Genomic DNA, 16,969 nt, shown 5'->3' with positions numbered 1-16,969 from the left:
CTCGAGGACAGAGGAAACCCCATCATGCGAGCAACGTTCATGTACGGAGCCGGTGACGTCCGTGTCGAGGACGTCGCCGACGCGAAGCTGCACGAGCCGACGGATGCCGTGGTTCGGGTGGTACTGGCGTGCGTGTGCGGATCCGACCTGCACCCCTACCGCTCCATGGCCGCGACCGACGACGGCGTTCCCATGGGGCACGAGTTCCTCGGCGTCGTCGAGGAGGTCGGCAGGGAGGTGACCGGCCTGGCACCGGGTGACTTCGTCGTCTCGCCGTTCGCGGTCTCCGACAACACCTGCGCGTTCTGCCGCGAGGGGTTCCAGACAGCATGCGTGCGCGGCGGCTGGTACGGCGCCGGCGGGATCGGCGGCGCGCAGGCCGAGGCGGTGCGGGTCCCGCAGGCCGCCGGCACGCTCGTGAAGATCCCCGGCGACGTCGACGAGGCGCTGTGGCCCTCGCTGTTGACCCTGTCGGACGTCTACCTCACCGGCTACCACGCCGCGCACATGGGCAGGGTGGCTCCGGGCAGCACCGTCACCGTGATCGGCGACGGCGCTGTCGGCCTGTCCGCGGTCCTCGCCTCGAAGCAGCTCGGCGCCGAGCGGATCATCCTCATGGGCCGCCACACCACCCGCACCGACCTGGGGCGCGACTTCGGTGCCACCGACGTGGTCGCCGAACGCGGCGACGAGGGCGTCGCGAGGATCCTGGAACTCACCGGCGGCGAGGGCAGCCACATCGTGCTCGAAGCCGTCGGGCACATGCCCGCCTACGAGCAGGCCTACGGCATCGTGCGACCGGGCGGGATCATCTCCCGGGTCGGCGTGCCCCAGTACGAAGAGGCACCGGTCGGATTCGGGTCGCTGTTCGGGAAGAACGCCACCCTCACCGGCGGCCCCGCTCCCGTGCGCGCCTACATCGAGGAGGCGCTGCCCCTCGTCCTCGACGGCCGCCTCGATCCCGGGCGGGTCTTCGACCGCACCGTCGACCTCGACCACGTCGCCAACGCCTACCAGGCGATGGACTCCCGCGAGGCGCTGAAGGTCGTCGTCCGCCCCTGACCCGGCCGCGCCAGCTCCGCGGCCCGTTCGATGGCGCTCACATCGCACTCACATGTCGGCAGCCCTAGCGTGGGTCCATGCGGGTACTGGTGGTCGAGGACGAGACGCGGACCGCCGCCCTGCTACGCCGCGGTCTGGTGGAGGAGGGGTTCGCCGTCGACGTCGTCGCGGACGGCCTCGAGGCGGTGTGGCAGGCCAGCGAGGTCGCCTACGACGTGATCGTTCTCGACCTCATGCTGCCGGGCATCGACGGCTTCGAGGTCTGCCGGCGGCTCCGCGCGGCCCGGCGGTGGGCACCCGTTCTGATGCTTTCCGCCCGGGGCGAGGTCACCGACCGGGTCCGCGGGCTCGACGTCGGTGCGGACGACTACCTCGCCAAGCCGTTCAGCTTCGACGAGCTCTCCGCCCGGATTCGGGCGCTCATCCGCCGTGGCTCCCACGAACGGCCGGTCGTTCTGGACGTCGACGGGCTGCGGCTCGACCCCGCCGGCCGCACCGCGAGCCGCGACGGCACCGACCTCGACCTCTCCCCGAAGGAGTTCGCGCTCCTCGAGTACCTGATGCGCCATCCCGGCGAGGTACTCAGCCGCACCGCGATTCTCGAACACGTCTGGGACTTCGCGTACGACGGAACCTCGAACGTGGTCGACCAGTACATCGCCTACCTCCGCCGGAAGATCGACAGGCCGTTCGGGACGTCGCAGCTGGAAACGGTCCGCGGCGCCGGGTACCGGCTGCGCGTCACCACCAGCGCGCAGCCGGGCTGACCAGCCCATGCCGCTGCGGATCCGTCTCGCCGCCGTCTTCGCGCTCGGGACGCTTCTCGTCCTCGCCGGGCTGGGAGTCCTGTTCTACGTCCTGCTGCGGACCAGCCTCCAGAGTTCGCTGGACGAGGGGCTCTCGGCCCGCGCCGAGGCCCTGCGCACCCGGCTGACCGGTACCGGCCCTCCCTTCGGCCGGGAGCTGGTGTCGGCGAGCCCGTTCACGCAGCTGGTCGGCGCCGACGGCCGCGTCCTCGCCGCGTCGCCGCCCAGCCTGACCGCTCCGCTGGCCGACAGCGCGCTCCTCACGGCCGGCCGCGCCGGCGAGACCTTCGGCACCGGGCTGCTCAGAACGGACGACGAGGAGGACGAGGACGACCACGAGACGGAGGAGGACGACGAGACGGAGGAGGGGGAGGAGGAGAGTGACGAGGAGCGGGTGCGCCTGGTCGTCGAACCGGTCCTCCTCGCCTCCGGCGAGCGGGCGGTGCTCGTGGTCGCCTCCCCCACAGACATCACCGATCTCGCCGAGGACCGCGTCCGCGACGTGATGGTGCTGGCCGGCACCCCTATGGTGCTCCTTTCCGCGCTCGCCGCCTGGGTGCTGTCCGGCTCGGCCCTGCGCCCGGTCGAACGCATGCGCCGTCAGGCGGCAGCCATGGAGGCCGCCGACATCGGTGGCCGTCTGGAGGTCCCGCGGACCCGAGACGAGATCGCCGCTCTCGCCGCCACCATGAACGGTCTGCTCGACCGCCTGCAGGCGGCGCGTGCCCGGGACCGGGCCTTCGTCGCCGACGCGGGGCACGAACTGCGCACCCCGCTGACCAACCTGAAGGCCGAGCTCGAGCTGGCGCTGCGGCCCGGGCGCTCCCACGGGGACCTCACCGAGGCGGTGTCCGCGGCGGCGTTCGAGACCGAACGGCTGATCCGGCTGGCGGAGGCGCTGCTGGCCCTCGCCCGCTTCGACGCGGACCCCGTGCAGTTCGCGAGCCGCGAGACCGTCTCGGTGCGGGATCTTCTGGACCGCGCTGTCCGCGCGGCCACGCCGGCCGCCCAGGCGCGCGAGGCGCGGCTGCGCCTGCACACCGACGGCCCACTGCTGGTCGACGTGGATCCCGACCGAGTTCGCCAGGCCGTCGACAACCTGCTCAGCAATGCGATCCGGCACGCACCGCCCGCCACCCGCATCGACGTCGACGCGGACATCACGCCGGACCCGACTGCCACCGCGGACGGCCCCAAGAAGGGGGACGAGCCGGCGGCTGGGCAGGAAGGACAGGAAGGACAGGCCACGGTACGGATCACGGTCCGCGACCGGGGGCCGGGCTTCCCCGCGGACTTCCTGCCGCGGGCCTTCGAACGATTCACCCGGGCCGACACCGCCCGCAGCCGTGCGCAGGGCGGAACCGGCCTCGGCCTCGCGATCGTCACCGCGATCGCCACCGCCCACGGGGGGCAGGCCAGCGCTGCCAACCACCCCGAGGGCGGAGCTGTCGTCTCGGTGTCCCTGCGGGTGCACCACCTGCGGGGCGAAACCTGACCAGCGATCGGCCACGCCGCGACGTCACATCGTTCTCACACGAACCGCGTTCTAGCGTGCCCTCCAGTGATCTGGATGACCTGTACGACCCGCGTGGCAGTATCCGCGCCCGAGCCGGACGGAGAGGGAGTTCGCGTGAGTGGCGGGGTTGAACGGGTGACGAGTCTTCGGCCCGGCCGATGGGTGAAGGACCCGGGTACCGTCCGCCTTCTTGTCGCCGTGCTGGCGGGCGGGCTGCTGACGGCGCTGCTGTGCGCCATCGCTCTCAGGAACGCGGCACCGTTCGCCCTCGACGTCCACGGGCATCGCTGGGCACTGGGGCAGCGCAGCCACGCACTGTCCGACATCGCCGTGGCGGTCACGAACACCGGGGTCGGTATCTGCGCCTACGCTCTCGCCGCGGTCAGCGGGGCCGTCGCGGTGGCCCGGCGCGCGCTGTGGTGGCTGGGCGCCGTCATCGGGATCGCGGCGCTGATGACAGGCCAGCTGCTCCGCACCGGTCTGGCGACGGTGGTGGGCAGGGCACGGCCACCGACGGTCGACTGGATCACCCACCCGTCGGGCTTCGCCTTCCCCTCCGGGCACACCACCACCTCAGCCCTGGTTGCCCTGGGCGTGGCCGCGGTGCTCTACCGCCGCGCCCGCCGGCCCGCCGCTCGGGCCGCGGCCGTCGCCGTCCCGGGCCTGTGGGCGTTCGCCGTGGGCGTCAGCCGGATCTATCTCGGCGTCCACTGGCCGTCGGATGTCCTCGCCGGATGGCTGTTCGCGCTCCTGCTGGCCTGCGTCTGCCTGCCGCCGCTGGCAGTCCTGCTCGGAAGGGTCGGAAGGGCCGGAAGGGTCGAACAGGACGGGTCAGGCCCGCCCAGGCCCGGAACCGGCTGAGGAAAACGCCCCCATCACAGCGCCGAGCAGGATTTCGGCGGCAGGCCACCGAAATCAGTTGCTGGGACTGGGCCGATTCGGGTCCCGTGACCTTTCTCAAATTATGTGGCAGCATCTGCCACCTGATTTGAAGGGAGCCTCATGGCCCGAGGTCCGCGAACGTTGATCCGCCGCTTCGCTCCGGTCGCCGCTCTGACAGTCGCCGCCTCGGCGGTTGCCGCCTGTTCGTCCACGTCGACAGGAACCACCTCCCTGACGACGCCCCCGCCCGTGCCCGTCATCGGTCGGCCGCTGTCAGCTCTCACGAACGCCTGGTGGAACTACGACCGCCCGGCCACCTACCAGACCATCTCCGCCGAGACCCTGGTGCCGGTCCGGGACGGCACCCCGCTGAGTTGCACTCTGGTCCGGCCGGCGACCAACGGCGCACCAGCCGCGGGTACTTTTCCCGGCCTGATCGTCGAGTTCACTCCGTATGCGGCATTACGGGCGAGCTATGTCGCCAGTGAGGCCACCTACTTCGCGACCCACGGCTACAACGCGCTGGTCTGCAACCTGCGGGGTACCGGCGGGTCGGGTGGCATCTGGCAGAACGCCATGTCGGCCCAGGACGGCAAGGATGCCCACGACCTGGTCGAATGGCTGGCCGTCCAGCCCTACTCGAACGGTCGGATCGGAATGACCGGCGAGAGCTACGGCGGTGACACGACCTACGCCGCCGCCATCAACCGGCCTCCGCACCTGGTGGCCATCGCCCCGCTGCAGTCCCCGGCAGACCTCTACCACGACGTCATCTACCCGGGTGGCATCAAGAGCACAGAGGGCGGCAGCATCGACAACTGGCCCGGCGTCGCCCAGATGATCAGCGGCGGAGCCATCAGCGCCGAGGCCGAGTACGCGGCCAACCGCGCGCACCCCACGTACGACGACTACTGGCAGTCGCGGTCGTTTGTCGGTCGCCACAGTGCGATCAATGTTCCGATCTTCGCGATGGGCGGCTGGATCGACCAGTACTTCCGCTCCGGTCAGTTGACCAACATCGAAGGCGCCCTCGGCCGCACGTGGGCCATCTACGGCCAGTGGCCGCACCTGGCCCCGCTGCGGTACCCGAACTGCGGGGGGGTCTGCAACCCCGAAGGACTTTCCCCGGGCATCACCCTCGCCTGGTTCGACCACTGGGTGAAGCGTCTTCCCCACGTCCCGATCCCGCCCCGGCCGACCCTGGTCAGCTTCGCCGGCAGCGGCACCGGCACGACCTCCCCGGGATGGCGGGAGATCATCGGCTACCGGCCGACCGGCACCACCGCACGATCGTTCACCCTCAACCCGGACGGCTCGCTCGGAGCGGCCAGCCGGGCAGCCGGAACCATGGCCTTCCACCAGCCGCAGGATCCATCGAGCGCCGGCGGGTCCCTCCTGTTCCAGACCAGCGCGCTCACCACACCGACGTCGCTGTTCGGCCGTCCGACGCTCACGCTGCGGGCGAAGCTGTCCGGTCCGGACGCCAACATCTACGTCGAACTGCTCGACATCGGCCCGGACGGTACCGAGACGCTCGTCAACAACGGCTTCCTCCGGGCCAGCCACCGGATCTCGAGCGTGACTCCCACACCGGTGCCGACCGGTGCGCCCGTCACCCTCACCGTTCCGATCCGGCCCGACGACTGGCGGTTCGCGGTCGGCCACCGCATCGCCGTCCGCGTCTCCGGCGGCGCCCCGACGATGCTCACCCAGAACCCGACCCCGGTCGACGTCACCGTCGCCACCGGCGTCGGCGGTTCCAGCCTTACCCTCCCGACGGTCTCCGGACCCTGAGCCTGCGCGCCCGCTGCCCGGTCCTTGTGCGGCCGGCAAACTGTGCTGCCCCCGGCGGGACTTGCCCCGCCGGGGGCAGCGCTAGCCTGATGACGGACGGTCTGATCCACCGCCGCGGGCGCAGGGCAGGAGGGCGAGTGGCTGGGGACGGCGCCAAGAGGCCGTACCGGATGTCGCCGACTGCGCGGCAGGCCCGGGCCGACCGGCTGGAGGCCGCCGCCCGGTCCGTCGAGTCGGCCGCTCTGCTGCTGTTCGAAGACCGCGGATTCGACCTCGTGACGGTCGACGACATCGCGGCCGCCGCGGGAATCTCCGCCCGCACGTTCTTCCGCTACTTCCCGGCCAAGGACGATGTCCTGCGGGGCGTCGTCCGGCGCCGGGCCCAGGCCGTCGCGGCCGCGCTGGCGGCCCGGCCTCCGGACGAGGCACCGATGCGTTCGGTCCGCCAGGCCGTCCAGGAGGTCGTCGCCGCCGAGGACTCGGCCGACGTCGCGCGGTGGGTCCGCGTGGTGGAGGCCAGCCTGTACGCGACCCGGGTGATGCTCGGGGTGAGCGTTCTGGAGTTCAACGGCGTCCTCGCCGAGTTCCTCGGGGCGCGGCTGGGCGAGGCGCCCGACGACCTGGAGCCGGCGATGCTCGCGGTCGCCGCCGGTGCGATCATCCTCGCCGCGCAGACCCGGTGGTACCTGCGCGGCGGAGACCTCGCAGCGACGATCAGCGACGCCCTCACCGTCATCGACACCGTCATCCCGGGCGGCTCCGGCACCCGCGAATGATCCCGGCCCGAGCCCACACGCGCGACTGGCTGGCTGGTGCGCTGTCCATGAGGGGGTTGGTGCCGGCTACACCGAGACGCGCGACGGCCGGCGGCGGGCGGCGGGCTGGAGGGACGGGTACTGGGTGAAGTGGTCGACCCCGGGCAGGTCGGTGCCGGGTGGCACGACCTCGTCGACGGCGTCGAGCACGTCCTCGCCGAGATCGACGTCCGCCGCGGTCAGGGCGTCCTCGAGGTGTTTCATCGTGCGGGGCCCGATGATCGTCGAGGTGATCGCGGGGTGGCTGGCGACGAAGGCCATGGCCAGCTCGGTGAGCGTGATGCCCGCCTTGTCGGCGATGTCGCGCAGGGCGTCCACGGCGTCGAACCGGACGGGAGCGGCGCGCTCGGCGGCCGAGCTGACGGTTCCCTGCATGAAGGGGCTGTCCGGGTCGTACCGTGATCCCGCCTGCGGCTCCTGACCACGCTGGTACTTGCCGGTCAGCCATCCGCCGGCGAGGGGGCTCCAGGGGATGACCGCCATCCGGTGTCGCTGGCAGGCCGGTAGCACCGCCTGTTCCACCGACCGCGCGAAGATCGAGTACTGCGGTTGCTCACAGACGAACCGTTCGCCGTTTCGCCGGGCCGCCGGGCCGCCGCCCACTGGGCCTCGACGATCCAGTCGGCGGGGAACGACGACGAGCCCAGGTAGAGGACCTTGCCCTGGCGGACGAGGTCGGTCAGGGCGCCGAGTGTTTCCTCTACATCGGTGTTCCAGTCGAGCTTGTGGATCTGGTAAAGATCGATGCGGTCGGTGCCCAGCCGGCGCAGACTGCCCTCGACCGCCTGGGTGATCCAGCGTCGGGAGGATCCTCGCTGCAGCTGGCCGCCCATGGGGAAGAAGCACTTCGTCGCGAGGACCACGTCGTCCCGGCGTGAGCCCACCGCCTGCCCGACGATCTCCTCGGCCTGACCGCCGGAGTAGACGTCGGCGGTGTCGATGACGTTGATTCCGCCGTCCAGCGCCCGGCGGATGACCCGCGCGCTCTCGTCGGCATCGACGTTGCCCAGCCGGCCGAAGTTCATCGTGCCCAGACACTGGGTGCTGACCTCGACACCGGTCGTCCCGAACCTGCGATATCTCATGAGTCTCCCTCAACCCCGAGCTACCCGGAAATGGGCAGGCTCTGGTAGCCGCGGACGGTGCTGGTGTGCAGACGTACCGCGCTGTCCCGGTCGACCTCCCAGGTCGGGAAGCGGCGCAGGGTCTCCTCCAGCGCGATACGACCCTCCATCCGGGCGAGTGCCGCGCCCAGGCAGAAGTGCGCCCCGCGACCGAAGGCGACGTGGCTGTCGACCCGCCGCCTGATGTCGAAGCGGTCCGGGTCGGCATACCTGCGCCCGTCACGCCCGGCGGACGCGGTCAGAAGGATGATCTTCGACCGCGCCGGGATGGTGGTGCCGTGGAGTTCGACATCCCGGGTGGTGACACGGCCCTGCACAGGGGATGGCGATTCGTACCGCAGGGTCTCCTCGACCGCGTTCCCCAGCAGGGACGAGTCCGCGGCCAGCTCCGCCCGCTGATCGGGGTGCGTCTCGAGCACGTCACACGCCCAGCCGAGCAGCCGCGCCACGGTCTCGGTACCGGCGGCCACGAGCAGCGCGGTGAAGTCGGCGGCCTCGGAGGTGGTGAGCCGGCGGGTGCTCCCGTCGGTGTCGATCTCCGCCTGTACGAGGGCCGTCATCATGTCGTCCCTGGGCGCGGCCCGCCGCGCCTCCAGCTGGTCGGACAGGTAGGTGTGGAACCTGGCGCTGGCCGCCATCGAGATGTCGTTGACCATCCCCTTCTCCGGATCGAGGTGGAAGGTCTGGTCGATCGTGTGGCGGATCTCCTCACGGTCGGCCGGGTCCACGCCGATCAGCTCGGAGATCACCATGGACGGGAGCAGCGCGGCGAAGTCCTGGATGTAGTCGAACCCGTCACCGCCGACCTGCCGGTCCAGCAGCTCCGCGCAGATCTGCCGGATGTGACCCTCGAGCCCGCCGACCCGACGCGGCGTGAACGCCCTCGAGACCAGCACCCGCAGCATCGTGTGCGTCGGTGGATCCATGAAGATGATCTGCCCGGTCCGCATCGGCTCGGGCGACATGAGCTCGAGGACCGTGCCGTACGCCGAGCTGTATGTGGCAGTGTCGAGATGGGCCGCGTCGACGTCCGCGAACCGGGACAGCGCGTAGAAGTCCAGCTTCTCGTTGCGGTACACGGGCGCCTCGTCGCGCAGGCGGCGCCATACCGGATGCGGGTCGATGTGGAAATCCCGATCGAACGGGTCCCAGTACAGATCCTCTGTCATGCGGTCTGGCCCTGCTTCTCCGCGTAGAGGCGGGCCCATTCCCGGCGGGAGCGAATGGTCGTGTCGACGTCGGTCGCGACGGCACGGCGGGCACCCACGGTCGCCCGTTCCCTGGGGATCTCGGAGAACGGGTCCCAGGTGAAGAACCGGCAGGCGTTCCGCCAGGTGATCTTGTCGATCTCCTCGTCGGTCGCACCCGCGTTGTTCAGCTCGTCGAGCACGAACTCCGGCGCCTCGGGCCAGATCGAGTCGGCGTGGGGGTAGTCGCATTCCCACGCGATGATGTCGATCCCGATCTCACGGCGGAGCTTCAGTGAGGTGGGGTCGGTGACGTAGCAGGCCAGCGAGTGGTCGCGGAACACCTCGCTGGGCAGCTTCCCGCCGAAGTCACGGCGCAGCCACTTCTGGTTGGTGTAGTGCCGGTCGCAGCGGTCCAGGTAGAACGGGATCCAGCCGATGCCGCCCTCGGAGAACGCGAACCTCAGGTCGGGGTAGCTGCGCATCGCCGGGCCCCACAGCAGGTCCTGCACGGCGAGCGACGAGATCTGGCAGGCCAGGATGATGAGGTTGTCGATCGGGGCGTCCGGGGCGAGCTTGAGCGCGCCGAAGCCGGTGCCGATGTGCAGGCACATCACCAGCCCGGTCTCCGACAGAGCCTCGAACACCGGCCCCCAGTAGGTGATGTCGTGGTAGCTGGGCAGGCCCTCGAGGTGCGGCAGCTCGGGCATGGTGACCGCCCGGCAGCCCTTGGCCGCGACCCGGCGGATCTCGTTCACCATCAGCTGCGGGTCCCAGGTGGGCAGCAGGGCGAGTGGGATGAAGCGGCCCGGGTAGGTGCCCGCCCACTCGTCGATGTGCCAGTCGTTGTACGCCTGGATCATCACGACGGTCAGGGGATCCTTGAAGTGGTTCAGGTGCCCGGCACTGAACCCGGCGAACGTCGGGAAGCACATCGACGCCAGGATGCCGTTGCGGTCCATGTCGCGGACCCGGTCATGGATGTCGTAGACCGCGGGGCGCATCTCCGCGAAGCCGGCGGGGTCCTTGGCCCACTCCTCCGGCGGCCAGGTGACCACCGCGTTGAGACCGCTGACGCCGGTCACCCGGCCCTGGTAGATCCACCGGTCCACACCGGACTCGTCGGTCTCGACGTGCGGTGCCTGGTCAGCCAGCCTCGCTGGGACGTGGTTGGTGAACATGTCCGGCGGCTCGACCACGTGGTCGTCGATGCTCACCAGCACCATGTCGTCGACGTTCATGACCCTCCTCGAAGGGTGGGGTGGCCCGACAGCCGTCCGGCCAGGCATCTGCGGTCCGCTCCCGGCCGCACCGGCGGTTCTCACATCTTGCGGAAATCCCAGCTCGTGACTTTCTCCGGAGTCAGTCGAAGCCAGGCGTGCCGCCCGTCGTAGTGCATCTCGTCGCGGCCGGTGTACTTCCTGGCGAAAAGAAGCTCGGGGGTTTCGAGCTCGGGGTTCGGAGTACTGGTACGGGGGGCCTCCCCCACGCTTTCGAGCTTTCCGCGGAGCTCGACCCCGTGCAGCTCGTTGAAGGCGTGCCCGCCGTCCACGAGGACGGCCACCCGCGGGTCGCGGGCGATGTCCGTCCAGCGCTGGCTTTTCACGACCGAGTTGAGCCACAGCGCGGCACCGTCCCACACGAACCACAGGGGGGTCAGGTGCGGTCCGTCCGGGCTCGACGTCGCCACCCGGCAGGTTCGCTCCTCGGTGAGGAACGTGTCGATCTCGGCCGGGCTCATGGCGATCCTGCGGCCCCGACGCTGTTCTTTCATCGCGTGTCGTCCTCAATGAACAATTGAATGTCTACTGTGTGGTGCGTGTGTCGACACCCGCCGCGCGGGCTGCTCACCCGCCGGTCAGGTCACCCGGCCGAGCAGAAAGTTCACGACGGGCGCAGCCGAGGGGAAGGAGCCGGTCATGCCCGCGCTGAAGTAGCCCGAGTCGGCTGTCAGGGTGATGCCGTTGACGGCGGAGGCGGCGTCGCTGCAGAGGAACAGCAGTGGGTGGGCCTGCTCCAGTCCTCGACGTCGATGTGCAGCTTGGTGCGCACCCCGGGCAGCTTGTTGGTCAGGAAGAGATCGCAGGTCGCCGCGAGCCTGTAGAGGACGTCACGACCTGCCTCCGAGGTGAGGTCGAGACCGAGGCTGCGCTTGCCGCGGTTGGAGTGCTCCAGCAGCACGTGCACGTCCTTGGGCACGACCGCGACACCCAAGGACGCCAGCGCCCGCATGGCATCCCCACGCTCGACGTGCTCGATCCTGATCACGTCGGCGCCCCAGTCGGACAACAACGCGGACGCGGCGGGTACGAACGTGTGCTCGGCGACCTCGAGAATCCGGACACCCTGCATCACCGCGGTCATGACCACTCTCCTCAGGTGAAGGCACGATGGCGGTGGACAGGAGACGGTCCGCGCTGTAATCGTGGCCGCACTCCCACTCCTTATGCGACCGACGGTCGCCTACCAGGGGATGAGTATGCGGGCGGTGCTCGCATATCGTCAAGACGGAACCGGAGGGCCGCGTGACACCTTCACCACCCGTGGTGACCGATGGTCTTCAGTCGCCTGATCACGACGACAGGGCCGTGTCGGCCGTGGAGACGATGTCAGCCGAAAAGACGGCGGCGACCGCGGAGACGGCGGTTCCCGCCGATCCCGGATCCGCCCGCTGGTGGGCCGAGCGCTCCCTGGCCGACCGCCGGCGCCGGCCGCGCGCCGGCGGCCTGTCCACCGAACGCATCGTCGAGACGTCCCTGGAGGTCCTCCGTGAGGAAGGGCTGGAAGCCCTGACGGTGCGTTCGGTCGCCGAGCGGCTCGGCACCAGCAACGCCTCGCTCTACCGGCACATCGCCAGCCGCGACGAACTGATCGCCCTCATCGCCGACCACGTCATGGGCGACATCCGGCTCGAGCGCACCGGCCGCGGCTGGCGCGCCGACGTCGAGGCGCTGATGCTCGAGATGCGCAGGGTCATCCTCAGCCAGCCGCTCCCTCCGTCGGCCGGCCGGAGCCAGTCGGGATCCGGGCCGAACATGCTGCGCCTCGTCGAGTTCGCGCTGGCCCTGTACCGCGAGGCCGGACTGACCGACAGACAGGCGGTCCACACGACCATCACGATGATCGAGTTCGTCGGCGGTTCCACCAGCATCCGACGCAGCCCCGCCGGTCGCGGATCGAACGGAGTGGCCGGAGCGGCCGGCCTGCGTCAACTCCTCGACGGACTACCCGCCGACGACTTCCCGGCGCTGCGCGCGACCGGGAACCTCTACACCGCCGCGTCGGCCGACGACGTCTTCACCCACGGCATGGCCCTCTTCCTCGACGGCGTCACCAGCCAGCTCCCTGGCGGTCAGTAAGCGCGGCGGTCCTCGTCAGACGGCGGCGACCTCGTGGAGCGCGTCGGCGACCGCCTGCGGCTCGGTGATCATGAGGTCGTGACCGGTGTCGATCTCCCACAGACGGCCGGCCGCGTGCGCCTTCTCCATCAGCTCCGCGTCACGGGTGGCCACCGTGGAAGTGCACACGATGTGGTACTGCGGGATCGCCCAGAGCGCCTCCTCGTTGGTGAGCGTCAGCGGCTGCTCGAAGCACCGCCACGGGTGGCCGGTCAGGCGATCGTCCATCCAGGCGAGGTCGGCGGGGTCGGTCACGCCGTAGAAGGCCCCGGCGCCCGGGGCCGGCAGGAGGACCAGCTCGACACCGTCGACCACCTGGCCGTGCGGCCGGGTCGCTTCGATGATCGGCCCGGCGACGTCGAGGAGCGACTGGCCGTTCACCGGGTTCGCCGCGTCGAGATAGACGAGGCGGCCCACCCGGTCCGCGGCCCGGTCGGCGACGCCGGTGATGACCATGCCGCCGTAACTGTGCCCGACCAGGATCACGTCACGCAGGTCCTCGTAGTGCAGCACCGCCACGACGTCCTGGATGTGTAAGTCGAGGTCGACCGTCGGGCTCGCCAGGTGTGACCGCTCCCCCACTCCGGTGAGTGTGGGTGCGTGCACCTCGTGCCCGGCGGCCCGCAGCAGACGGGCGACCGGCTGGTAGCACCAGCCGCCGTGCCCGCCGCCATGCACCAGGACGTACGTCGCCATGCGAGTCTCCCTTCGCCGCGACGGCAAGCCGACCCGTCCTACGGGTCCGCCAGCCGCCTCTGATCCTGTGGAACACGCGGATATCCCGGATATCCGGATAACCAGGATATCTGCGACGATGTCCCGAGCAAGCCTGTCGGCGAACAGGAGAGCGAACAGGAGAGTGGAGCCAGGTGCCCGGATCCCCACCAGGCGATGCCGTCCTCCGTGTGGTTCTCGAGCTGCTGGAGTCCGGCAGCCATGACGCCGTCCAGATCCGTGAGGTGGTCCGCCGCGCACACGTCTCGCCGCTGACGATCTACAAGCTGTTCCCCAGCCGGGACGAGCTCGTCGTGGCCGCGCTCCAGCAGTGGCTGACGGTAAACAGCTGCGCACCGCTGGCGGCACCGGCTCCCGGCGAATCCCTCTACGACGGTCTGATGCGGGTGTTCCGGCACGTCTTCGAACCATGGGAACGCAACCCGCGCATCCTCGAGGCCTATCACCGGGCGCGGAACGGGCCGGGCGGACGAAAGCTCGACCAGCAGGCCATGGGCGCCATCGAACCGGTCGCGCGCGCCATCCTGGTCGGCGGCGACCCCACCTACGTCGACGACGTCGGGCTGATCCTCACCAACATGGCCTACGCCGTGGTCGGTCAGTTCGCGAACGGCGAGCTCGACATCACCGCCATCCTCCCGGCGCTCGAGCGGGCCGTCTTCCGCCTCACCACCAACAACGAGCCCGCCGCGACACAGGCGCGGACGCGGCGCGGCGGGTACCCCACGTCGCCCGCGCAGCTCGACCGGCAGGAGTCGACCGACCAGGGCGACTCACGGCGTTGACGATCCTCGGAGCGGCGACGGCCGGCGCTCAGTTCCTGAGAGAGATCTCGAGACCGCCGTTTCCGGGGACGGTGACCGAGGTGAAGGGCCCGCCGGGGTCGCGGACGTGGTCGAGGTACTCCGCGTAGTACCTCCGGCCGGACACGACGTTGTCGCAGACGACCAGCGCCCCGGGGCGAAGGTGCGGTGTGACGAGGCGCAGTGCGGGCAGGGCCATCGGAATCCAGATGTCGACGAGCATGAAGTCGACCGGCCCGGGCAGATCCCGCAGGGTCTCGCGCAGGTCGCCCTCGCGGATGTCGGCGTGGTCGGCCAGACCGGCCTCGGTGAGATTGGCGTGGGCGAAGGCGACCTTGCTCGGCTCGTGCTCGGTGCCGATCACCACACCGGCCGCCGCGCCGCCATCGTCGGGTTCTGCGCCGCGGCGGGCATCCCTGCTCTCCGCCAGAGCAGCGGCGGCTGCGATGTTGTCGCGGACTGCCGCGGCCAGATAGATCGTGGACAGCCCGTAGGAGGTGCCAGCCTCCACGACCCGACGGGCACCGAGGGCGCGACAGAGCTGGTAGCACAACGCGGCCTTGGACGGGTCCAGCGCGACGAGCTTGTCGGCCAGCCAGGCCCTGGTGGCGGGGCTCTGGGTCGGGTCCCACGTGCCATCGCGCAGGCGGCTACGGACTGCCCTGACGATGAGCGGACCGACCGCCGCACGAGTCTGACGCCGGTTGCGGGCCTGCAGCCCCTCGACCACCGCGCGGGCTCGGTCGTCGAGCGGAGACGGCGCCTGCGCGGCAGGTCTGCCTGAGGTGCGGGATGTCGTGGTCACGGTCCGGCCCCTTCTGTCTGCCCGGCGGGCCTGGGTGCTCCACCACTCCAGCCGGCGAGGTCAGGTCACCCTACATCATTTGCGAAGGCCCTTCGCAAATAGGCGGCGCAGGACAGCGGCGAGGCGGCGGCAGGGCCGTCGGGCCTGCCTCGTGGCCGCGAGGGGCATTGCGGGCGACCAGGTGCGTCACCCGCGATGCCCTTGCCCACGATGCCCTTTCGCCCGATGGCGCATGCCACCATGGGCACATGGGCAGCGTCCCGCGACCTATGGCAGCCGCGTCACCACCGCCGAGCAGGAGGAACGGGCCAGCGCAGACTCCGCGCCTGGGCCGACCGCCGCTGATCGATCGTGCGACGGTCGTCGCCGCCGCCGTCGACGTCGGCTTCGAGGCGCTGACCGCCACCGCGGTCGCCGGGCGGCTGGGAGTGGGCCTGTCGACCCTCTACCGGGTGTTCCCGAACCGGACCGCGCTGGCCGCGGCCGCGGTGGAACAGGTCGTCGCGAGCCAGGACTGGCCACCGGCCCCGCAGCATGCGGGGCCGGGATGGCGTGCCTTCCTGGCACACACGACCTGGGCGGCCTGGAATCTCTACGACCGACATCCCGGTCTGGCCGCCGAGGTCGCCTCCCTCGCCTTCGCCCCACCGAGCCTGGTCGCGGTCGCGCAGCGCAGCATCGAGGTGCTCGTCGACGCCGGTTTCGCCGCTCGCGACGCCCTGCTGATCGTCGACATGGCCGGCGAACTCGCACTCGGCCCGTTCCTGCTGGCCCGTGACCTCCCCGCCGCGCCCGCTCCCGCGCCCGGTCCCGGTCCGGTCTCAGATCGGGAGGACCTGGTCGAAGGGCCGATCTGGCAGTCCATGAGCGTGCTCGACCGCGTCGCCACCCAACGCCGTCAGCTGTTGAGCACCACGAACCCGGTCGGTGACGGGCCTGTCCACGACGTCTTCGCGGCCGTCATCCACGACGATCCCCGGCACTGGCTGCAGGCCAAACTCGATCTGTTCCTCGACGCCGCCACCGTCCGGCGCGGTATGAGCCCCCCTGTGACACCGCCCGCGGCGCCCGCCGCCCGCGGCCAGCCGTAGCGAGCCTCCGGTGCCGTGCAGCCCGCCAGCGGGGCTGTCCGGCTCTGAGTTCGCTCGCTCCCGCACCGATGAGACGCGTCCAGAACCGAGGTCTACCGAGGAGGTCGAGGAAAGGCGGGGACGAGATGATCGAGCTGGACGAGCTGGACGAGCGGGCGCCGGGAAGGCCGCGGATCTTCGCACTGATCCCTGGTGCCGGTGGTGCGGGGATCTACTGGCACCGGCTGGCGCCGCTGCTGCGTGCCGCGGGCCACGAAGCTGTCGCCATCGACCTGCCCGGGGACGACCCGAGCGCAGGCCTGCCCGAATACGCCGCCCTGGTCGGTGCCGCGGTGGGCGGACGACGCGAGGTGGTGCTGGTCGCGCAGTCGCTCGGCGGGTTCACAGCGCCCCTGGCCGCCGAGTCGGTCCCGGTCAGCGCGATCGTGTTCGTGAACGCGATGATTCCCGTTCCGGGCGAGACGCCGGGCGCCTGGTGGGACAACACCGGGCAGTCCCAGGCCTGCTCCGCCGCGGCCGAACACGGCGGCTACAGCACCGAGTTCGACCTTGACACGTACTTTCTGCACGACGTATCCCCCGAGGATGCGGAAGCGATCCTGAAGGATCATCGTTCCGAGGACGACGCCGTTTTCGGTTCCGTCTGTTCGTTCGGCTGCTGGCCGCGGGTTCCGATTCACGTCGTGGCCGGCGCCGACGACCGGCTCTTCCCGGTGGAGTTCCAGCGCCGGGTGGCCCGGGAGCGGCTGGGTGTCGAGGCCGACATCCTGCCGGGCGGTCATCTGATCGCCCTGTCGGAGCCCCACGCGCTCGCGCGCCACCTCCTAGTAGACTGTCGCCGCTAATGTGTGGGGTATAGGTGGCGGAGTTTGGTGCGGGCGTCATCGGTGGTGAAGTGCCAGTTGACCTGTCGCTGGTCGGCGTTGACGGCTGCCTGCCAGGCGGTGAGTT

General features: G+C 70.5%; 15 protein-coding genes and 3 pseudogenes. 10 read left to right on the top strand and 8 right to left on the bottom strand.

From position 1 onward, the window contains the following. Positions 1–24 precede the first annotated feature (24 nt). The 6 genes from AB1460_RS21675 to AB1460_RS21650 all read left to right on the top strand — a co-directional run bounded on the left by AB1460_RS21675 (position 25) and on the right by AB1460_RS21650 (position 6,836). Positions 25–1,062, top strand: coding sequence for an alcohol dehydrogenase catalytic domain-containing protein (locus AB1460_RS21675; RefSeq protein WP_368963662.1), 1,038 nt, complete (start codon positions 25–27; stop codon positions 1,060–1,062). 77 nt (positions 1,063–1,139) lie between these two features. Beyond that, positions 1,140–1,829, top strand: coding sequence for a response regulator transcription factor (locus tag AB1460_RS21670; RefSeq protein ID WP_368963660.1), 690 nt, complete (start codon positions 1,140–1,142; stop codon positions 1,827–1,829). A 7-nt stretch (positions 1,830–1,836) separates the two neighbouring features. After that, the gene (locus AB1460_RS21665) at positions 1,837–3,363 is read left to right on the top strand and encodes a sensor histidine kinase (RefSeq protein WP_368963658.1); all 1,527 of its coding nucleotides are present in this window, start codon (positions 1,837–1,839) and stop codon (positions 3,361–3,363) included. A gap of 219 nt (positions 3,364–3,582) precedes the next feature. Further along, on the top strand, positions 3,583–4,245 hold the full coding sequence (locus AB1460_RS21660; RefSeq protein ID WP_420497334.1) for a phosphatase PAP2 family protein: 663 nt from the start codon (positions 3,583–3,585) through the stop codon (positions 4,243–4,245). A 270-nt stretch (positions 4,246–4,515) separates the two neighbouring features. Continuing rightward, positions 4,516–6,060 carry a CocE/NonD family hydrolase gene (locus AB1460_RS21655; protein WP_368963655.1) on the top strand — a complete coding sequence of 515 codons (1,545 nt, stop codon included), beginning with the start codon at positions 4,516–4,518 and terminating at the stop codon, positions 6,058–6,060. A 170-nt stretch (positions 6,061–6,230) separates the two neighbouring features. Beyond that, positions 6,231–6,836, top strand: a complete 606-nt coding sequence (locus AB1460_RS21650) for a TetR family transcriptional regulator (RefSeq protein ID WP_368963654.1) — start codon at positions 6,231–6,233, stop codon at positions 6,834–6,836. A gap of 66 nt (positions 6,837–6,902) precedes the next feature. On the opposite strand, the pseudogene AB1460_RS21645 reads toward AB1460_RS21650, so the two are convergent. The 6 genes and pseudogenes from AB1460_RS21645 to AB1460_RS21620 form a co-directional block, all read right to left on the bottom strand. Next, positions 6,903–7,960: pseudogene (locus AB1460_RS21645) on the bottom strand (aldo/keto reductase). Positions 7,961–7,980: 20 nt separating this feature from the next. Continuing rightward, the gene (locus tag AB1460_RS21640; RefSeq protein WP_368963652.1) at positions 7,981–9,168 is read right to left on the bottom strand and encodes a cytochrome P450; all 1,188 of its coding nucleotides are present in this window, start codon (positions 9,166–9,168) and stop codon (positions 7,981–7,983) included. Further along, a complete protein-coding gene (locus AB1460_RS21635; protein WP_368963651.1) occupies positions 9,165–10,427 on the bottom strand; it encodes an amidohydrolase family protein in 1,263 nt (420 codons plus the stop codon). Before AB1460_RS21635 ends, AB1460_RS21640 begins: the two co-directional genes overlap by 4 nt. An 80-nt stretch (positions 10,428–10,507) precedes the next feature. Beyond that, positions 10,508–10,960 carry a pyridoxamine 5'-phosphate oxidase family protein gene (locus AB1460_RS21630; RefSeq protein WP_368963650.1) on the bottom strand — a complete coding sequence of 151 codons (453 nt, stop codon included), beginning with the start codon at positions 10,958–10,960 and terminating at the stop codon, positions 10,508–10,510. A gap of 84 nt (positions 10,961–11,044) precedes the next feature. Beyond that, positions 11,045–11,206: pseudogene (locus AB1460_RS21625) on the bottom strand (short-chain dehydrogenase); the annotation flags it as partial. Next, positions 11,206–11,550, bottom strand: a pseudogene (locus AB1460_RS21620) (CoA transferase); the annotation flags it as partial. The pseudogenes AB1460_RS21620 and AB1460_RS21625, both read right to left, overlap by 1 nt. A 242-nt stretch (positions 11,551–11,792) precedes the next feature. Here AB1460_RS21620 and AB1460_RS21615 point away from each other — a divergent pair. Next, complete coding sequence (locus AB1460_RS21615; RefSeq protein WP_368963648.1) at positions 11,793–12,545, top strand: TetR/AcrR family transcriptional regulator; 753 nt, start codon at positions 11,793–11,795, stop codon at positions 12,543–12,545. A gap of 15 nt (positions 12,546–12,560) precedes the next feature. On the opposite strand, the gene AB1460_RS21610 is transcribed toward AB1460_RS21615, so the two are convergent. Continuing rightward, positions 12,561–13,280 (bottom strand): alpha/beta fold hydrolase, encoded by a 720-nt coding sequence (locus AB1460_RS21610; protein ID WP_368963647.1) that lies wholly within the window; start codon positions 13,278–13,280, stop codon positions 12,561–12,563. 173 nt (positions 13,281–13,453) lie between these two features. Here AB1460_RS21610 and AB1460_RS21605 point away from each other — a divergent pair, with 173 nt between their 5' ends. Continuing rightward, positions 13,454–14,104, top strand: coding sequence for a TetR family transcriptional regulator (locus AB1460_RS21605; protein WP_368963645.1), 651 nt, complete (start codon positions 13,454–13,456; stop codon positions 14,102–14,104). Between the two features lie 28 nt (positions 14,105–14,132). Here the strand turns inward: AB1460_RS21605 and AB1460_RS21600 are convergent, their stop codons facing one another. After that, entirely contained in the window at positions 14,133–14,927 is a 795-nt protein-coding gene (locus AB1460_RS21600) for an O-methyltransferase (protein WP_368963644.1), read from the bottom strand. Between the two features lie 269 nt (positions 14,928–15,196). Between AB1460_RS21600 and AB1460_RS21595 the strand changes: the two genes are divergently transcribed. Both AB1460_RS21595 and AB1460_RS21590 read left to right on the top strand, forming a co-directional pair. Then, on the top strand, positions 15,197–16,018 hold the full coding sequence (locus AB1460_RS21595; protein WP_368963642.1) for a TetR family transcriptional regulator: 822 nt from the start codon (positions 15,197–15,199) through the stop codon (positions 16,016–16,018). A 125-nt stretch (positions 16,019–16,143) separates the two neighbouring features. Further along, positions 16,144–16,863 (top strand): alpha/beta fold hydrolase, encoded by a 720-nt coding sequence (locus tag AB1460_RS21590; RefSeq protein ID WP_368963641.1) that lies wholly within the window; start codon positions 16,144–16,146, stop codon positions 16,861–16,863. The last annotated feature ends 106 nt before the right edge of the window (positions 16,864–16,969 follow it).

It is taken from the genome of Parafrankia sp. FMc2, from assembly GCF_041008525.1.
Classification (GTDB): Bacteria; Actinomycetota; Actinomycetes; order Frankiales; family Frankiaceae; genus Parafrankia.
Note: the sequence above shows the minus strand (reverse complement) of the source record. Positions and strands in the feature narration are given on the sequence as shown.